The 15,349-nt window shown below is 48.0% G+C and carries 9 protein-coding genes; 4 read left to right on the top strand and 5 right to left on the bottom strand.

Annotated features, from left to right (window positions below):
- The first annotated feature begins 637 nt into the window (after window positions 1-637).
- From HPS54_RS02345 to HPS54_RS02330, 4 genes are all read left to right on the top strand, one after another.
- Window positions 638-3,712, top strand: a complete 3,075-nt coding sequence (locus HPS54_RS02345) for a glycosyl hydrolase (protein WP_420907309.1) — start codon at window positions 638-640, stop codon at window positions 3,710-3,712.
- Window positions 3,713-3,814: 102 nt separating this feature from the next.
- Window positions 3,815-5,218, top strand: coding sequence for a sialate O-acetylesterase (locus tag HPS54_RS02340; protein ID WP_172343865.1), 1,404 nt, complete (start codon window positions 3,815-3,817; stop codon window positions 5,216-5,218).
- A 79-nt stretch (window positions 5,219-5,297) separates the two neighbouring features.
- A complete protein-coding gene (locus HPS54_RS02335) occupies window positions 5,298-7,568 on the top strand; it encodes a DUF5703 domain-containing protein (RefSeq protein WP_172343864.1) in 2,271 nt (756 codons plus the stop codon).
- Between the two features lie 9 nt (window positions 7,569-7,577).
- Entirely contained in the window at window positions 7,578-10,322 is a 2,745-nt protein-coding gene (locus tag HPS54_RS02330) for an alpha-L-rhamnosidase (protein ID WP_420907305.1), read from the top strand.
- A 676-nt stretch (window positions 10,323-10,998) separates the two neighbouring features.
- On the opposite strand, the gene HPS54_RS02325 is transcribed toward HPS54_RS02330, so the two are convergent.
- From HPS54_RS02325 to HPS54_RS02305, 5 genes are all read right to left on the bottom strand, one after another.
- The gene (locus tag HPS54_RS02325; RefSeq protein ID WP_172343863.1) at window positions 10,999-12,162 is read right to left on the bottom strand and encodes a metallophosphoesterase; all 1,164 of its coding nucleotides are present in this window, start codon (window positions 12,160-12,162) and stop codon (window positions 10,999-11,001) included.
- Between the two features lie 83 nt (window positions 12,163-12,245).
- A complete protein-coding gene (locus HPS54_RS02320; RefSeq protein ID WP_172343862.1) occupies window positions 12,246-13,586 on the bottom strand; it encodes a dihydroorotase in 1,341 nt (446 codons plus the stop codon).
- Between the two features lie 106 nt (window positions 13,587-13,692).
- On the bottom strand, window positions 13,693-14,460 hold the full coding sequence (locus HPS54_RS02315) for a DUF4369 domain-containing protein (RefSeq protein WP_172343861.1): 768 nt from the start codon (window positions 14,458-14,460) through the stop codon (window positions 13,693-13,695).
- 121 nt (window positions 14,461-14,581) lie between these two features.
- Window positions 14,582-14,998 carry a hypothetical protein gene (locus tag HPS54_RS02310; protein ID WP_172343860.1) on the bottom strand — a complete coding sequence of 139 codons (417 nt, stop codon included), beginning with the start codon at window positions 14,996-14,998 and terminating at the stop codon, window positions 14,582-14,584.
- Window positions 14,982-15,317 carry an FtsB family cell division protein gene (locus HPS54_RS02305; protein WP_172343859.1) on the bottom strand — a complete coding sequence of 112 codons (336 nt, stop codon included), beginning with the start codon at window positions 15,315-15,317 and terminating at the stop codon, window positions 14,982-14,984. Before HPS54_RS02305 ends, HPS54_RS02310 begins: the two co-directional genes overlap by 17 nt.
- Between the last annotated feature and the right edge of the window lie 32 nt (window positions 15,318-15,349).

Below are 15,349 nucleotides of genomic sequence, written 5' to 3'. Positions count from 1 at the left end.
TACGAAAGTAGGCATATTACGGTCCTAAAGGTGGCACTTTTGATGCCTAAAGGTGGCATTTATGGAGCCTAAAGGTATGTGTTTTGCACCTTAAAGCATACCTTTTCATAACAAAAAGGTAACATTCGGGCTGTTTAAAGGTGGTTTTCGCCCGTTCAATCCACGTAGAACGATACTTCAGAGTGGCATTTTTCGATTGACAATTTGTTACATAAAAGCATCGTTTCGCCGACAAATTGAAATCGGGAAGATGTGTCAAAATTCGATATTTGTCCATACAATGCGGAATATATATTCAGATGTTCTTATCTTGAACACACCTTATTTATTTGGCTTTTAAATGATAAAACATTATCTTTGCATAAGATAAGCTGCACCTCAGCAATTTGAAACAAGCTTCATTGCACGCGGTTTGCATTATCTTTGCATAAGATAAGCGGCACCTCAGCAATTTGAAACAGGTTTCATTGCACGCGGTTTGCATTATCTCTGGCAAATATTAATGTAGATAAATCACATTTTTTATCTACAACAAAAGGAAAAACACGTCTTCCATAAGAAAGGAATGAAGACAACAGGTTTTGTAAAATAAAGAAAAACAACCATGAAAAGAATTGGTATATCATTTTTAATGTTTATGTGTATGGTCGCCGCAAAAGCCACGGGCGACTGGTATAAAAATTTCTGCAACCCGTCACAGACGGCACAACCGTGGACTTTCTGGTACTGGATGTACGGATGCGTGAGCGACGAGGGCATACGCCTTGACCTCAATGCCATGCACGATGCGGGCATAGCCGGTTTCTACCTGATGCCGATAAAGGATGTCAGCGACGGAAAACAATACAACGGTACGGCACGCCAGCTGTCGCCGGAGTGGTGGAAACGACTGGATACGGTATTCAACGTGGCGGACAGCCTGAACCTAAAGATGGGAATACACTTTTCCGACGGCTTTGCCCTTGGTGGCGGACCGTGGATAAAGCCCGAGGAATCGATGCAGAAAGTGGTATGGAACGACACCATTGTGTCCGGAGGAAAAGTAAAGACACGACTTGCCGTGCCGTCATCATACAACGGGTATTACGAAGATATCGCCGTATTTGCCTATCCGGCGACAAACGCCGATGACAGGACACCCAAGGCTTCGGTAGAGTTTCCGTTTCGCTCTTCAACGCCGTGCGACATCATAATGTCATACGACGAGCCTTACACGCTGCGCAACGTGAAGATTATAACAGGCGGCAACAACTATCAGGCACACAGATACAAGCTGTACGCATCGGACAACGGCACGGACTATCGCTTTGTACGCGAGATTTATCCGGCGCGTCAGGGCTGGCAGAACACCGACGCATACGCCACATACGCCATACCTGCCACCACGGCAAGATATTTCAAATTCCACTGGACACCGGAGGGAAGCGACCCGGGAGCTGAAGACATGGACGCAGCAAAATGGAAGCCAAACCTGAAAGTGGGCAATATAATACTCGGATCTGAAGCCGTTACCGACGGATATGAGGGTAAGTCGGGCGCCGTGTGGCGCGTGTCAAAGGCTTTCAACATTGCAGATGACGACTGCGTGAGCCGCAAAATGGTGCTGAACATCACCAAAGCGATGAAAGACGGGACTATAGAGACATTCCTGCCGAAAGGTAAATGGCACATACTGCGCATGGGACACACCTCGACAGGACATACCAATGCCACAGGAGGAGGCGGACGCGGACTGGAATGCGACAAGTTTTCCAAGGCAGCTATAAACAAACAGTTTGACAACTGGTTTGCCAACATATACCGTCACGCACCGAAGGACAAGGTGAAAAATGTACTTACAAGGCTGCATGTGGACAGTTGGGAATGCGGAAGCCAGAACTGGAGCAGCAATTTTGCCGACGAGTTCATGCGACGCCGCGGATATGACATCATGGAATGGCTGCCCGTATATGCGGGGGTTCCGGTAGGAACATCGGCTGAAACAGATAAGGTGTTGAGAGACATACGCCTCACAATAGCCGAAATGATAGACGAGATTTTCTTTACCGAAGTGGAAAGACTGGCAAGGGAATACAACTGCGAACTTTCAACAGAATGCGTGGCACCGACAATGGTGAGCGACGGGTTGTTGCACTACCGCCATGCCGACTATCCCATGGGAGAGTTCTGGCTGAACAGTCCGACACACGACAAGCCCAACGACATGCTCGACGCTGTAAGCGGTGCACACATATATAATAAAAAGGTGATACAGGCAGAAGGATTTACCGAAGTGCGCGGCACATGGGACGAACATCCCGGAATGCTCAAGCCGTTGCTTGACCGTAACTATTGCATGGGCATTAACAGCATTGTGTTCCATGTATATACACATAATCCGTTTACGGACCGCAAACCCGGCATGACACTCGACGGTATAGGCACGTTCTTCCAGCGCGACAACACATGGTGGCGCGAAATGCCTGCATTCACCGACTACATCGCACGTTGTCAGTCCCTGCTGCAATACGGCGAACCGGTCATAGACCTTGCCGTATATACAGGCAACGAGGTGCCAAGAAGGTCTATACTTCCGGAACGTCTTGTAAACACTCTTCCGGGACTGTTCGGCACGGAAGCTGTAAAACGCGAGAAGGCACGCATGGAAAACGCGGGACAGCCTTTGGAGGTAAGTCCGGTAGGCGTAACACACACGTTGAACATGACAAAAGCCGACACATGGCTTAATCCTTTGAACGGTTATCAATACGATTCTTTCAACGAGGATGTGTTGAACAGCGCAAAGGTTGAGAATGGTGAGCTGGTAACGGCATACGGCATGAGATACAAGGCTCTCGTCATGCCACAGGCACGACCGATGAATCCTGACAACATTGTCACGTGCAATGCACGCATAGACTCGTTGGAAGCACTCGGACTGACAGTAATAAGAAAGCCATGGACGGAAAAAGACCTGACGGCACTGAACATACAACCGGACATCACGGTGCCCGAAGGCATAGGATATACACACCGCCACGGCAAGGATGCAGACATCTACTTCATCTGCAACCCTACAGAAAAGGAAATGACATTTGCACCGAAGTTCCGTGCGACAGGAAAGAACAAATATATAGCCGACCCGATGGACGGTAAGATATACAACGGCACAGACAACATGACACTTAATCCGGGGGCATCTGCATTCGTCATCTTGACAAACATGACATTGGATGCCGAAGAAAAAGTGAATATCCGGCAGACAATCCCCTTGAAGACAAAGGAATGGACGATTACTTTTGATGAGACGGGAAAGAACGTGACAGCGAAAGAACTGTTCGACTGGAGCAGCTCGACGGACAACAGCATAAAATATTATTCAGGTCACGCCACGTATGAAACGACATTTAAACATAATGGAAAGAATAAAGGAAGGGTAATGCTCGACCTCGGCAAGGTGGAAAACATTGCCACCGTTTATGTAAACGGGAAGAAATGCGGTACGGCATGGCTCGCACCTTACACCGTGGACATAACGGATGCTGTAAAAAAAGGCAAGAACACACTGAGAATAGAAGTTGTAAATACATGGGCAAACGCATTGCTCGGCAACGACAACGGAACTGCTCCGTTCGAAGGAATATGGACAAACGGCAAATACCGCAGGGCTGAAAAGACAACGCTGCCGGCTGGTCTGTTGGGTCCGATAAAAATAATGAAGAATGAAGAATAAAGAATGAAGAATGAGAATTACTAATTACGAATTTGGAATTACGAGTTATTCTCGCTTTGCTGCGATTACGAATTATAAATTATGAATTATAAATTACCTATCATGAATTATAAATTAATTATGGCGTCACTGTTTGTTGCTGCAAACGTCAATGCAAAAGTGACTCTTCCGAAGATGTTTTCGGACGGAATGGTGATGCAACGTGAGACAACAGCCAACGTATGGGGCAACGCCGAGAGGTCGGCAACGGTAAAGGTTTCGCCGTCGTGGACAAAGAAAACATATACGGCAAAAGCCGACAGCAACGGCAAATGGAAAGTTGCGATAGAGACTCCTGAAGCAGGAGGTCCCTACTCCATCACATTCAATGACGGCGAGAAGACCGTGCTGAACAATATATTGATAGGAGAACTATGGGTTTGTTCGGGACAAAGCAACATGGAAATGCAGATGAAAGGTTTCAAGGCACAACCTGTTGAAGGTGCTATAACGGACGGACTTAACAGCCGTGACCCTCAACTGAGACTGTTCACCGTGAAGCGCAACAGCAAGTTTGAACCGGTGGACACGGTGAGCGGACAGTGGTACGAAGCAAACACCGGCAGTGTACGCGAGTTCAGCGCAACGGCATATTATTTCGGGCGGATGCTTAGAAAAGTGCTTGACGTTCCGGTGGGACTGATAACAGTGGCATGGGGTGGTTCGGCATGCGAGGCATGGATGACAGCCGACTGGCTGAAAGCATTTCCTGATGCCCGGATACCAAAGTCTCCACAAGACATCAAATCGAAGAACCGTACTCCGACCGTATTGTACAACGGAATGATGCACCCACTCGTAGGTATGGCGATGCGCGGTGTTATATGGTATCAGGGCGAGGACAACGTAAACCGCTACAAAACATACGGCGACATGCTGGCAACAATGATACGTGGATGGCGCGGAGAATGGAACATCGGAGACTTCCCGTTCTACTACTGTCAGATAGCGCCATACGACTACAGTCTTATAAATTGGGACTATAACAGTGCATTGTTGCGCGAACAGCAGGCACGTGTGGAGACAATTGTGCCCAACACCGGCATGGCGGTACTGATGGATGCCGGACTGGAATACGGTATACATCCGCGCAAGAAACGTCAGGCAGGCGAGCGTCTTGCACTGCTTGCACTGCGGAATACTTACAACATTGCCGGACTGCCGGAATTTGCACGCTATAAAGATGTTGAATTCAAGGGCGATACTGCCGTGATAAGTTTCGACAAGAGCAAAGAGTGGGTTTACTTCAACAACGGAACTACAAGCAATCTGTTTGAGATTGCAGGTGAAAACAAGGTGTTCCACCCTGCAAAGGCATGGACTGAAAGAAACCGCGTATATTTGAAGAGTGAAAAGGTGAGTAAGCCTGTAGCCGTGAGATATGCTTTCAAGAACTGGGCTGACGGAGACCTGTTCTGCGACGGGCTGCCTGTAAGTTCATTCCGCTCGGATGACTGGGAGGAATAATAGGGGCGATAGAGGTTATAGAACCTATAGATACTATAGAGGCTATAGGCTCTATTAAACTAACAATAAAAAACAAACCATGAAGAACAGAATACTGCTTATCCTACTGTGCATATCGGCATATTCTTTTGCCGGAAACTATATTACGGAAGACTATATATGGACATCACCAAGCAAGAACTCGTCGGAGTCCATGCCGTGCGGCGGCAACAGCATAGGTATGAACGTATGGGTGGAAAACGGAGATGTGATGTTCTACACATCGCGCAGTGGCATGTTTGATGAAAACAACACACTGCTAAAAGCAGGACGGTTCCGTCTTCATCTTTCAACAAATCCGTTTGCAGACGGAAGAAAAGACTTCAGACAGATACTGAAGCTTGACGACGGGGCTGTATACATAAAATCATCGGACACGGAGATACGGCTTTGGGCGGATGTTTTCTCACCCGTGATATTCATGGAAATAAACTCTTCGCAAAAGACCGATGCAACGCTGAGCTATGAAAGCTGGAGATACAAAGACCGCCCGGTGACAAAGGCAGAATGCCAGCAATGCTCATACAAATGGGTATTGCCGAAAGACTGCAAGACATACAAGGATACCATAGAGCCGCAAAAGAACATGCTGACATTCTTCCACAAGAACAAGGAGGAAACGGTTTTCGACTTCACGGTAAGCCGTGAAAGGCTCGACAGCATAAAAGACAGACTGTATAATCCGATAGGAGGACTGAAATTCGGAGGCATAATGTATGCCCCGGGATTTCAATATACCGATACCAGCGACGGCATATATGCCTCGACAGACTATCGTGCATGGAACTACAGGGCAACGGGAATAAAGAAAAGCACTGTGACGATAGACCTCGATATCGACAGAAAAGACAAAATACCCACGGCAAAGGAGTCGCGCCGGCGCAGCGGGAAATGGTGGCATGAATACTGGCAACGCAGTTATATAAAGGCTGAAGGCGAGGCAAAGAACATCGTAAGAAACTACGAACTGTTCAGATACATGCTCGGATGCAATGCATACGGAGAATGGCCGTCCAAATTCAACGGGGGACTTTTCACTTTCGATCCGGTATATGTTGACAGCAAATGCCCGTTCACACCCGACTACCGCAAATGGGGAGGCGGCACGATGACCGCCCAGAACCAGCGCCTTGTGTACTGGCCCATGTTGAAAAGCGGCGACACGGACATGATGAAGGCACAGTTCGACACATATCTGCGCCTGCTGCCTACAGCCGTGGAGCGCACGAAATACTATTGGGGACATGACGGTGCTTCATTCTGCGAACAGCTCGAGAACTTCGGGCTGCCCAATCCTGCCGAATACGGAAAGCATAAGGACGGTGACGACTACGGCATGGAGCGCAACGCATGGTTGGAATATCAATGGGATACGGCACTGGAATTCTGCTCAATGATACTACAGGCACATTCTTATACGGGCATGGATATATGCAGATATGAACCGCTGATAGAACAATGCCTTAAATTCTTTGACGAACACTACCGTTATCTTGCAAAGAAACGCGGAGTGAAAGAAGTGGACGGAGACGGAAAACTGATATTATTCCCGTCGTCCGGATGCGAGACATACAAGCAGGCATATAATCCCTCGAGTGTTATTGCCGCCTTACAGACGGTAAACCGTCAGGCAGGTGAATACTTTAGCAAGAAATATGCAACGGTATCCCCCACTGACTCGTCATCTGTTTCTGCACCAAATACTTCATCCACAACCCCTAATCCTTCATCGGCAAACCATAATTCTTCATTCTTCATTCTTCATTCTTCATTAAAAACCTCCCTTCCCGATATTCCCCTGAGAACAATCGGCAACGACACGTGCATTGCTCCTGCCGTTGTATGGGCAAGAATTCAGAACGTGGAGTCACCGCAGCTGTACCCGGTTTTCCCATGGCGCATATATGGAATGGGACGTCCGGGGTTGGAAACAGCAAGGAACACTTATTTAAAAGACCCGCACGTAATAAAGATGCGCTCTGCAACCGGGTGGAAACAGGATAATATATGGGCGGCATGTCTCGGACTGACGGACGAGGCGAAACACCTTATCGAAGAGAAGTTGGCAGACGGTCCGTACCGTTTCCCTGCATTCTGGGATCCGGGCTATGACTGGGCGCCCGACTGCAATAAGGGCGGTGCGTCAATGATAGGCTTGCAGGAAATGCTGTTACAGGAAACAGAGGACGGAAACATAATGCTCTTTCCGGCATGGCCCAAGGAGTGGAATGCAAGTTTCCGCCTGCATGCAACGGGAGGAAGAACCGTCGAGGCTGAAATAAAAAACGGGAAAATAACGAGAAAACAATAATTCGTCATAATGAAAAAGATTAACAAGAACCGGCACATGCACCGTACATGGTGCATTGCTGCATTATCATTTATTGCAATACCGATATGTGCAAAACTTACAGTCACCAAGCTGACATGCAACTATCAGGCAGGTATGGCTGTCACAAAAGGCGGCGCAAGGCTCGGCTGGCAAATGACATCGGACAGGAACAATGACCGGCAGACGGCGTATCAGATACTTGTCAAAGAGAATGTTACAAACAAAAAGGTATTTGACAGCGGACGGACAAAGTCGGACAACAGCCAGCTGGTTGATATCCCAGATTTGCACTATAATAAACATGGATACAAGTGGCAGGTGCGTGTATGGGATGCTGACGGGAAAGCATCGGAATGGAGCACGGTGCAATACATACGTGTCGTACCTGAGAAGATTGATGCGAAATGGATTGGAGCCATAACAAAAAAGGATGCAAATATTCCTGAAGGAAGATATTCAAACACAGTATTCAAGAAAGAAGACTTCAAGAAGAAATGGGCGGACGTGGATACATTGTCCACGAAAAGCATCATAATGCGTAAGGAGTTCTCGACAGGAAAGAAAAGCATTGCCGATGCTGTTGTATACATAAGCGGACTGGGACACTACGAAATGACCATTAATGGCAAGAAGGTGGGCGACAGCGAGTTTGCACCGCTATGGAGCGAATATGACAAAACTGTATATTATAATGTATACGACGTAACAGATTATCTGAATAAAGGCGGAAATGCCATAAACGTACTGCTCGGCAACGGTTTCTTCAATGTCCAGCGCATGAACCGCTACAGTAAGTTGCAGACAAGTTTCGGTGCGCCGCAGCTGATAATGCAGATGGAAATAAACTACAGCGACGGCAGCAGGCAGACGATAACAAGCGACACGGACTGGAAATACAGTCTGAGTCCGATAACATTCAACAGCATGTACGGGGGCGAGTCATACGACGCAACGCTGGAACAGGCAGGATGCGACATGCCGGGATTTAACGACCGGAACTGGAAAAGCGCAGTACAGGTGGAAGGTCCGAAAGGGACATTATGCCCGCAGACGGCACCGCCCGTAAAGATTATGGAATATTACGGCATAAAAGAATGGAACAAGATAAACGCAGACTCGCTCGATGCGGCGTCGAAACAGACCAAGCGCACTGTCGACCCGTCGGTGTTCGTAGCCGACATGGGGCAGAACCTTGCAGGCTTTCCGCAAATAACGGTTACGGGAAAACGCGGTCAGAAAGTGACACTCCTCGTTGCCGAGAAACTTACAAAGCAGGGTGTATGCGACCAACGGCAGACAGGGCGCCAGCACTATTATGAATATACGCTGAAAGGAAACGGCACGGAGACATGGCATCCACGTTTCTCTTATTACGGTTTCCGTTACATACAGGTAGAAGGTGCCGTTCTTAAAGGCGAAGGCGAGCCAAATCCCGAAGGGCTGCCTGTAATAGAAGATCTTAAGAGCTGTTTCATATACAACTCTGCCGAGGAAGTATCATCATTCGAGTGTTCCAATCCGTTGTTCACACAGACACACCGTCTTATAGAAAGGGCTGAAAGAAGCAACATGCAAAGCGTGCTGACCGACTGTCCGCACCGCGAGAAGCTGGGTTGGCTGGAGCAAGACCATCTTTGCGGTCCCAGTCTGCTTTACAACTACGACATGACGACATACGTGCCGAAGATAATAAAAGACATCACCGACACGCAGAAGGCAGACGGAATGGTGCCGACGACAGCTCCGCAATATATATCGTTCGGCAACCTGTTCGACGACTCGCCCGAATGGGGAAGCACACTTGTCATCCTGCCGTTCATGTATTATGACATGTATGGCGACAACACGCTGATAAAAGAAAACTATCAGGCAATGCGCGGATATGTGGACTATCTCACATCGAGAGCCGAAGACGGCATTGTGAGCCACGGTCTCGGCGATTGGTATGACTACGGTCCGTGGCGCGCAGGATTTTCAAAGAACACTCCCATACCTCTTGTTGCTACCGCCCATTACATCTTCGACCTGAAACTTCTGACCGAAGCAGCAAGAATGACAGGCAAAGACGACGACGCAAGGAAATACGGAGCCTTGACAGACGAAGTAATAGAAAAGTTCAACAAGCACTTCTATAAAGCCGACTCCTGCAAATACGGCACAGGAAGCCAGACATCAAATGCCCTGCCGTTGTATCTTAACCTTACGGGTAGTAACAAGAAGACCGTTCTGAACAGCCTCATCGAAGATATCAAGGCACACGGCAACCGCCTCACAACCGGCGACGTGGGCAACAGATACCTGTTCCGTACACTTGCGGAGAACGGATACAACGAACTGTTATACACCATGCTCAACCATTATGAAACACCGGGATACGGTTTCCAGTTGAAACACGGCGCAACGACACTGACGGAGCAATGGGATCCGAGACAAGGCTCGTCGTGGAACCATTTCATGATGGGACAGATAGACGAATGGCTGTTCAAGACACTCGGCGGCATAGACAACAAACCGAGCACGCACGGCATGCGCCACCTGCTCATATCCCCCACCCTCGTCGGCGACCTGCAATACGTCAAGGCAAGCACCGCATCGCTCTACGGTCGCATATCCGTTGACTGCAACCGCACGGCGACAACCGTTGAAATCCCGGTAGGATGCGACGCGACGGTGGTTCTGCCAAACGGCGACAAGCACGATGTCGGCAGCGGAACGCATACATTCAAGTATTAAATCACGGGGGCGCGTCATAAGTTGACGCCCCAAAAAGCAATATAAATATACATTGCTAAAGCCGGGGAAGATAAAAGACGATAGTCGCATATGAAGCGACAAAACATACGTCTTTTATCTTCCTTTCTTTTCAGCCCCATTATCAATCGTCAATTATCAATTGTCAACCAAAAGCCCTCTTTTTCCTTTCTTTTTGACTTTTCAAAACCCCGAAATACTGCGATATTCATAAAAAAGAAGCTATGGGGCGTAAAATAACGCCAAAATTTGCATGCAGACATAACACGCTTTATATCAACAGGTTACGTCTGAAAGCAAGAAAATGTGCATCGTTTGGTATGCAAAGTTGCCTTATTATCATGCTAAAGAGCCTCGTTACATCCCCTAAAGACGCCCTTTTACCCTGCTAAAGATGCCCTTTAGCATGCCAAGACACGTGCGTTTCATTTTTTTCGATCGATCCAAAATTTCAAAACGCACGTTCTTTTGATTCCTAAAGCACATCTTTTCGCCTGCCGCGACCGTTCCTAACATCTTTTAACACGTAGAACAAGACTTTCGGACGACAGTTTTGAAATGACTAAATGCCATGTAAAACAGAATATAAGTGACAAAACGTAAATAAAAGATTGTCACACCGGACAATCTCCGTTACTTACATAGAAAGCGTTGATTATCAATTACCATGTTTCAACGTCACAACAACCACCTCGCCCGTTGCCCCGAAGCGGAAAGGTATGAAGCCCCCAAGACCAACGGATACGTTCAGTGCCCGGTCTCCTTCGCTGTACATTCCGCCCCACTCGTTATAAACAAGCGATGCAGGAGACCAGCCGAAGACGGAGAACTGCATGGCATGGGTGTGCCCGCTGAGTGTGAGCTGAGCACCCGACTTGGGAAGTATCGTGCGACGCCATGACGTGGGATCGTGTTGGAGCATCACCACAAAGGCACTGTCGCCCACACCGGCAAGCGTCTTTCGTATATCTCCTCTCTGAGGGAAAGGCGGTCTGCCGTCGTTTTCCATTCCGGCAATGACAATAGAGTCGTTGCCACGGCGTATCACACGGTTCTCGTTTATCAGCAACTGCCAGCCCATCCGCCGCTCACATGCCATGGTGGCATGCTCGTTGGCACGCTTCTCCTCGGCACTGCAATCTACATAGTCGGCATAGTCGTGATTGCCAAGCACGGAGAAAACACCGTCCTTTGCCTTGAGACGTCCCAGTATCTCTGCCACAGGGTATATCTCCCGTGGGTGCATGTTCTGCAAGTCGCCCGTAAAGACTATAGCATCGACGTCAAGCCCGTTCATACGCTGCACCGCCTTCTCAAGTATCTTCATATACTCGCCCGTATACGAGCCGACATGAGCATCGCTGAAGTGCAATATGCGATAACCGTCGAAAGCAGGCGGCACGTCCTTAGAACGATATTCAACATTACGCACCTCAAGCTTCATGAATCCTATCGTACTGCCGTAAACCGTTATAGAGATAGCGGCGGCGGCAAGAAACAGCCCTGCGAGATTTCCCCAGTTAAGACGCGTATGGAATAGGCGACAGCCGACAAGCCCTATACACGAGAACAGGGCGAACAAAGCCTTGGGCACCACTATTATGCCAAGAAAGAAAAGATACCGGTTAAGAACCGAGATATCGGCAGGAGCAAAACTGTCCGGAAGAGTCATCGCCACCGTATATACTACCATTGCAACCGACGGCACCCACCACAGCACGCGGCGAAAAAGTGCAAGACCGCGACGCAGATAGTGCATGTATATATATAAATCGGGCAGCAGTATAAGAAGCAGTACGGGTATTAATATTCTTGAAATCATCTGTATTTATTTTATTGCAGAATGAAAGACAATAGATATATCGGTATTATTTATTTTATCGGTATTACAAAACAAAACTGTACTCACCGTCTTAAAAACTCAATAGCCTCTCCACGGCTGTTTTCGTCGAATATTCCGGCATTCAATATATGCGAACCGTTGCAGAACGTATGCTCCACACGCCAGTTGAAAGTATTGCCCAGCAAGGGACTCCACCCGCACTTGCTCCGGATATCGTCTGCCGTCACCGTCCACGGAGCATCCGGACGTACTATCACGACATCCGCCTTATATCCCTTACGGAGAAATCCGCGGTCACGCACACCGAACAACAATGCAGGGTTATGACACATAAGTCGCACAAGTCTCTCTATCGTCAGCACGCCCTCGTCCACAAGTCCCAACATAGACACCAACGAGAACTGCACCATAGGCATGCCCGACATGGCACGGCAACATCCGCCCTGCTTTTCGTCAAGCCTGTGCGGCGCATGGTCTGTACCCACCACGGCTATACGTCCGTCGGAAATGGCGGCCCTCAAAGCATCCCTGTCTGCCGTTGACTTTACGGCAGGATTACACTTTATCAGCGCCCCCAGCCGTTCATAGTCGCAATCGGAGAACAGCAGATGTGCCAAAACAGCCTCTGCCGTTATCTGCGGAAGAGTGTCTTCGACAGCTTCGAACAGTTCCAGTTCCTCAGTCGTGGTGACATGTGCCACGTGCAGACGTGTCCCGTATTTCCTCGCAAGGCGAACGGCAAGCGACGTGGACTTGATACAAGCCTCCCTGCTCCTTATCATCGGATGATGACACACGGCAGGGTCATCTCCATATTTTGCCTTGGCTGCAGCCATGTTGGCATTTATCACATCCGTATCTTCACAATGCACCATTACGGGCATGTCGGCACGGCGGAATATGTCTTCAAGCGCCTCTTCCCTGTCTACAAGCATGTTTCCGGTAGACGAACCCATAAACAACTTTATACCGGGAATGCGGCTTTTGTCAAGTCTGTCTGCAAGGCGCATGTTGTCGTTTGTCGCACCGAAGAAGAATGAATAGTTCACATGACTATGTGACGCCGCAATACGGAACTTCTCTTCGAGAGCCGCAAGCGTTGTTGTCTGCGGCACCGTGTTGGGCATGTCAAAGTATGACGTCACACCTCCAAAAGCCGCGGCGCGGCTTTCACTCTCTATATCCGCCTTTGATGTAAGTCCCGGCTCACGGAAATGCACATGGTCGTCTATAACTCCGGGAAGCACAAAACACCCCGCGGCATCAACCTTACGGTCGTAATGTCCGCGGGGTGTCATATCTCCCTCGTATATTTCCGCTATGCGGTCGTCTTCAATAAGCAATGAGCCGCATAGTTTTCTGTCTTCATTTACAATCGTCGCACCCGAGATAAGTGTTAACATATTATATATAAGCAGATATTAAGAAATTAGACGTATATATCAATCCATAGATGCGGCATCGGCTTTATCATCGCCCTCTTCTTCCGGTCTGTTCTTCAATGCCTCATCAACGGGGACGCGCAAGTTCGTTAGGCGTAGGCGCACCTGATATCGGTTGAGTGATACCGGCATTAGGTGAAGACATACCGTTCATTATATTCTGATTGTGACATGCCTTCTCATAATAATCTTTCACATACGGATCGCTCTTGAACTTGTCCGTGGCCTTGCTCATTATATCCTCTACCCACGGCGACAGTTCAGGATATGTGTTGTCTGCCGTCATCATGAAGAATATACCGGGACCAAGCACATTGTCAAAATTCTCGACAATGAACGAAGTCACCAACTTGTCTTCTTTCTCGGCAATCTTGTCCGCTTCTTTTGCCAGACGCATGTTCACGGTGTCCATGTTGCGACCGTCCATTATGGCACGGCTCTGCTCACGTCCCAACTCGTTTATCCTGTTCGTAAGCTGCACATACTTCTCCATAAAGCCCGTAAGTTTGTCATTAAGCGGTGTTCCGCTTACATTCTGACGCGTCTTGTCTATGTTTATGTTTATCTTTCCATCCTCAAGCACCACTGGCATAAGCCCCTCGTCATCCATAAAAAGCATGGCATATCTCACGGAGTCTACCGTTCCGGTAAACTTGAACTGCCCGTGAACCACATCGCACGAGTCGAGAGTCTTCAATTCGTTGTTGTCGTAAACTTTCAGATACAGCATGCGTCCATCGAGTATGGTTATGTTGGAAGTTCCCTCTATATCATAAGAACTGACGCACGATGTCAACGACATCAACACAATGAAAGCATAAATTATCTTAATCATAACTGTTTTCGTAATATCGATATAAACGTACAAAATAACGATACAAATGTACTATGTATTATCGATACTACGAAAAAAGTTCATTCAATTTAAAATAAAACGCATGGTTTTTAACTGGTTTTTACACTTTCCCCAATTCACGGGATATCCTGTGCGTGGTATACAGCTCTATTATCGACGCCACAAGCAGCGTCACCACCCAGTTGTTGTATATATATTGTATATAGGCATTTGCCCATTCTATGCCGTTTCTGACGAAGTATGGATAAAGCCAGTGGTAGGTGTTTTCTATAATCAGCAGTGCCGAAAGCACGAAAAACACTTCACCCACAAGCATTATGCGGCGCAGACGGCGTATCGTAAGATTGCCACCGTCGTATGTCTGCAACGACTGCATGCTGCAAAACGCCGCCACTCCTGCAGCAAACACCCAGCAGGCTGCATCCGACGTACCGAACACATACATGCCGACACCTGCCACCATAAGGCATGCCCCGATCACAAACAGGACATTCTGCCATTTATTCAGTTTTTTCATTATTTCCGGAAATTGGTCTTTTATCATCGCTCAGAACGAAAATGTCCTCGTCATCGGCTTTCATAAAATAGTTCTCACGCGCAATCTTCGTAATAGCCTTGGGGTTCATGCGCAACTGCCTTAGTCGCGTTTCCGCATATTCATACTGCGAGTTGAAGTCATCAATCTGTGCATTCAGACTGTTTATCTGCATCTCCAGCTCAACACGCTTCATAAAGCTGTTCTCGTCAAGCACGCCAACTATAAGCACACCGACAATCACCACTATCCAGTAGCGGTTGTGTATAAGAAATCTGCCTATCGGATTCAGGTTGCTCATTTGCCTTTATTTTACAGAAGTTCGCATTTGTC

Origin of the sequence: Xylanibacter caecicola (assembly GCF_013166515.1) — a bacterium.
GTDB classification, from domain to species: domain Bacteria; phylum Bacteroidota; class Bacteroidia; order Bacteroidales; family Bacteroidaceae; genus Prevotella; species Prevotella caecicola.
The sequence above is the reverse complement of the archived record's forward strand: the minus strand, read 5'-3'. Positions and strand labels throughout refer to the sequence as shown.

Bases quoted from the DNA above. Each gene is read 5' to 3' on its own strand.
- HPS54_RS02325 (WP_172343863.1), bottom strand. From the start codon at position 12,162: ATGATTTCAAGAATATTAATACCCGTACTGCTTCTTATACTGCTGCCC.
- HPS54_RS02345 (WP_420907309.1), top strand. From the start codon at position 638: ATGTGTATGGTCGCCGCAAAAGCCACGGGCGACTGGTATAAAAATTTC.
- HPS54_RS02340 (WP_172343865.1), top strand. From the start codon at position 3,815: ATGAATTATAAATTAATTATGGCGTCACTGTTTGTTGCTGCAAACGTC.
- HPS54_RS02305 (WP_172343859.1), bottom strand. From the start codon at position 15,317: ATGAGCAACCTGAATCCGATAGGCAGATTTCTTATACACAACCGCTAC.
- HPS54_RS02310 (WP_172343860.1), bottom strand. From the start codon at position 14,998: ATGAAAAAACTGAATAAATGGCAGAATGTCCTGTTTGTGATCGGGGCA.
- HPS54_RS02320 (WP_172343862.1), bottom strand. From the start codon at position 13,586: ATGTTAACACTTATCTCGGGTGCGACGATTGTAAATGAAGACAGAAAA.
- HPS54_RS02330 (WP_420907305.1), top strand. From the start codon at position 7,578: ATGAAAAAGATTAACAAGAACCGGCACATGCACCGTACATGGTGCATT.
- HPS54_RS02315 (WP_172343861.1), bottom strand. From the start codon at position 14,460: ATGATTAAGATAATTTATGCTTTCATTGTGTTGATGTCGTTGACATCG.
- HPS54_RS02335 (WP_172343864.1), top strand. From the start codon at position 5,298: ATGAAGAACAGAATACTGCTTATCCTACTGTGCATATCGGCATATTCT.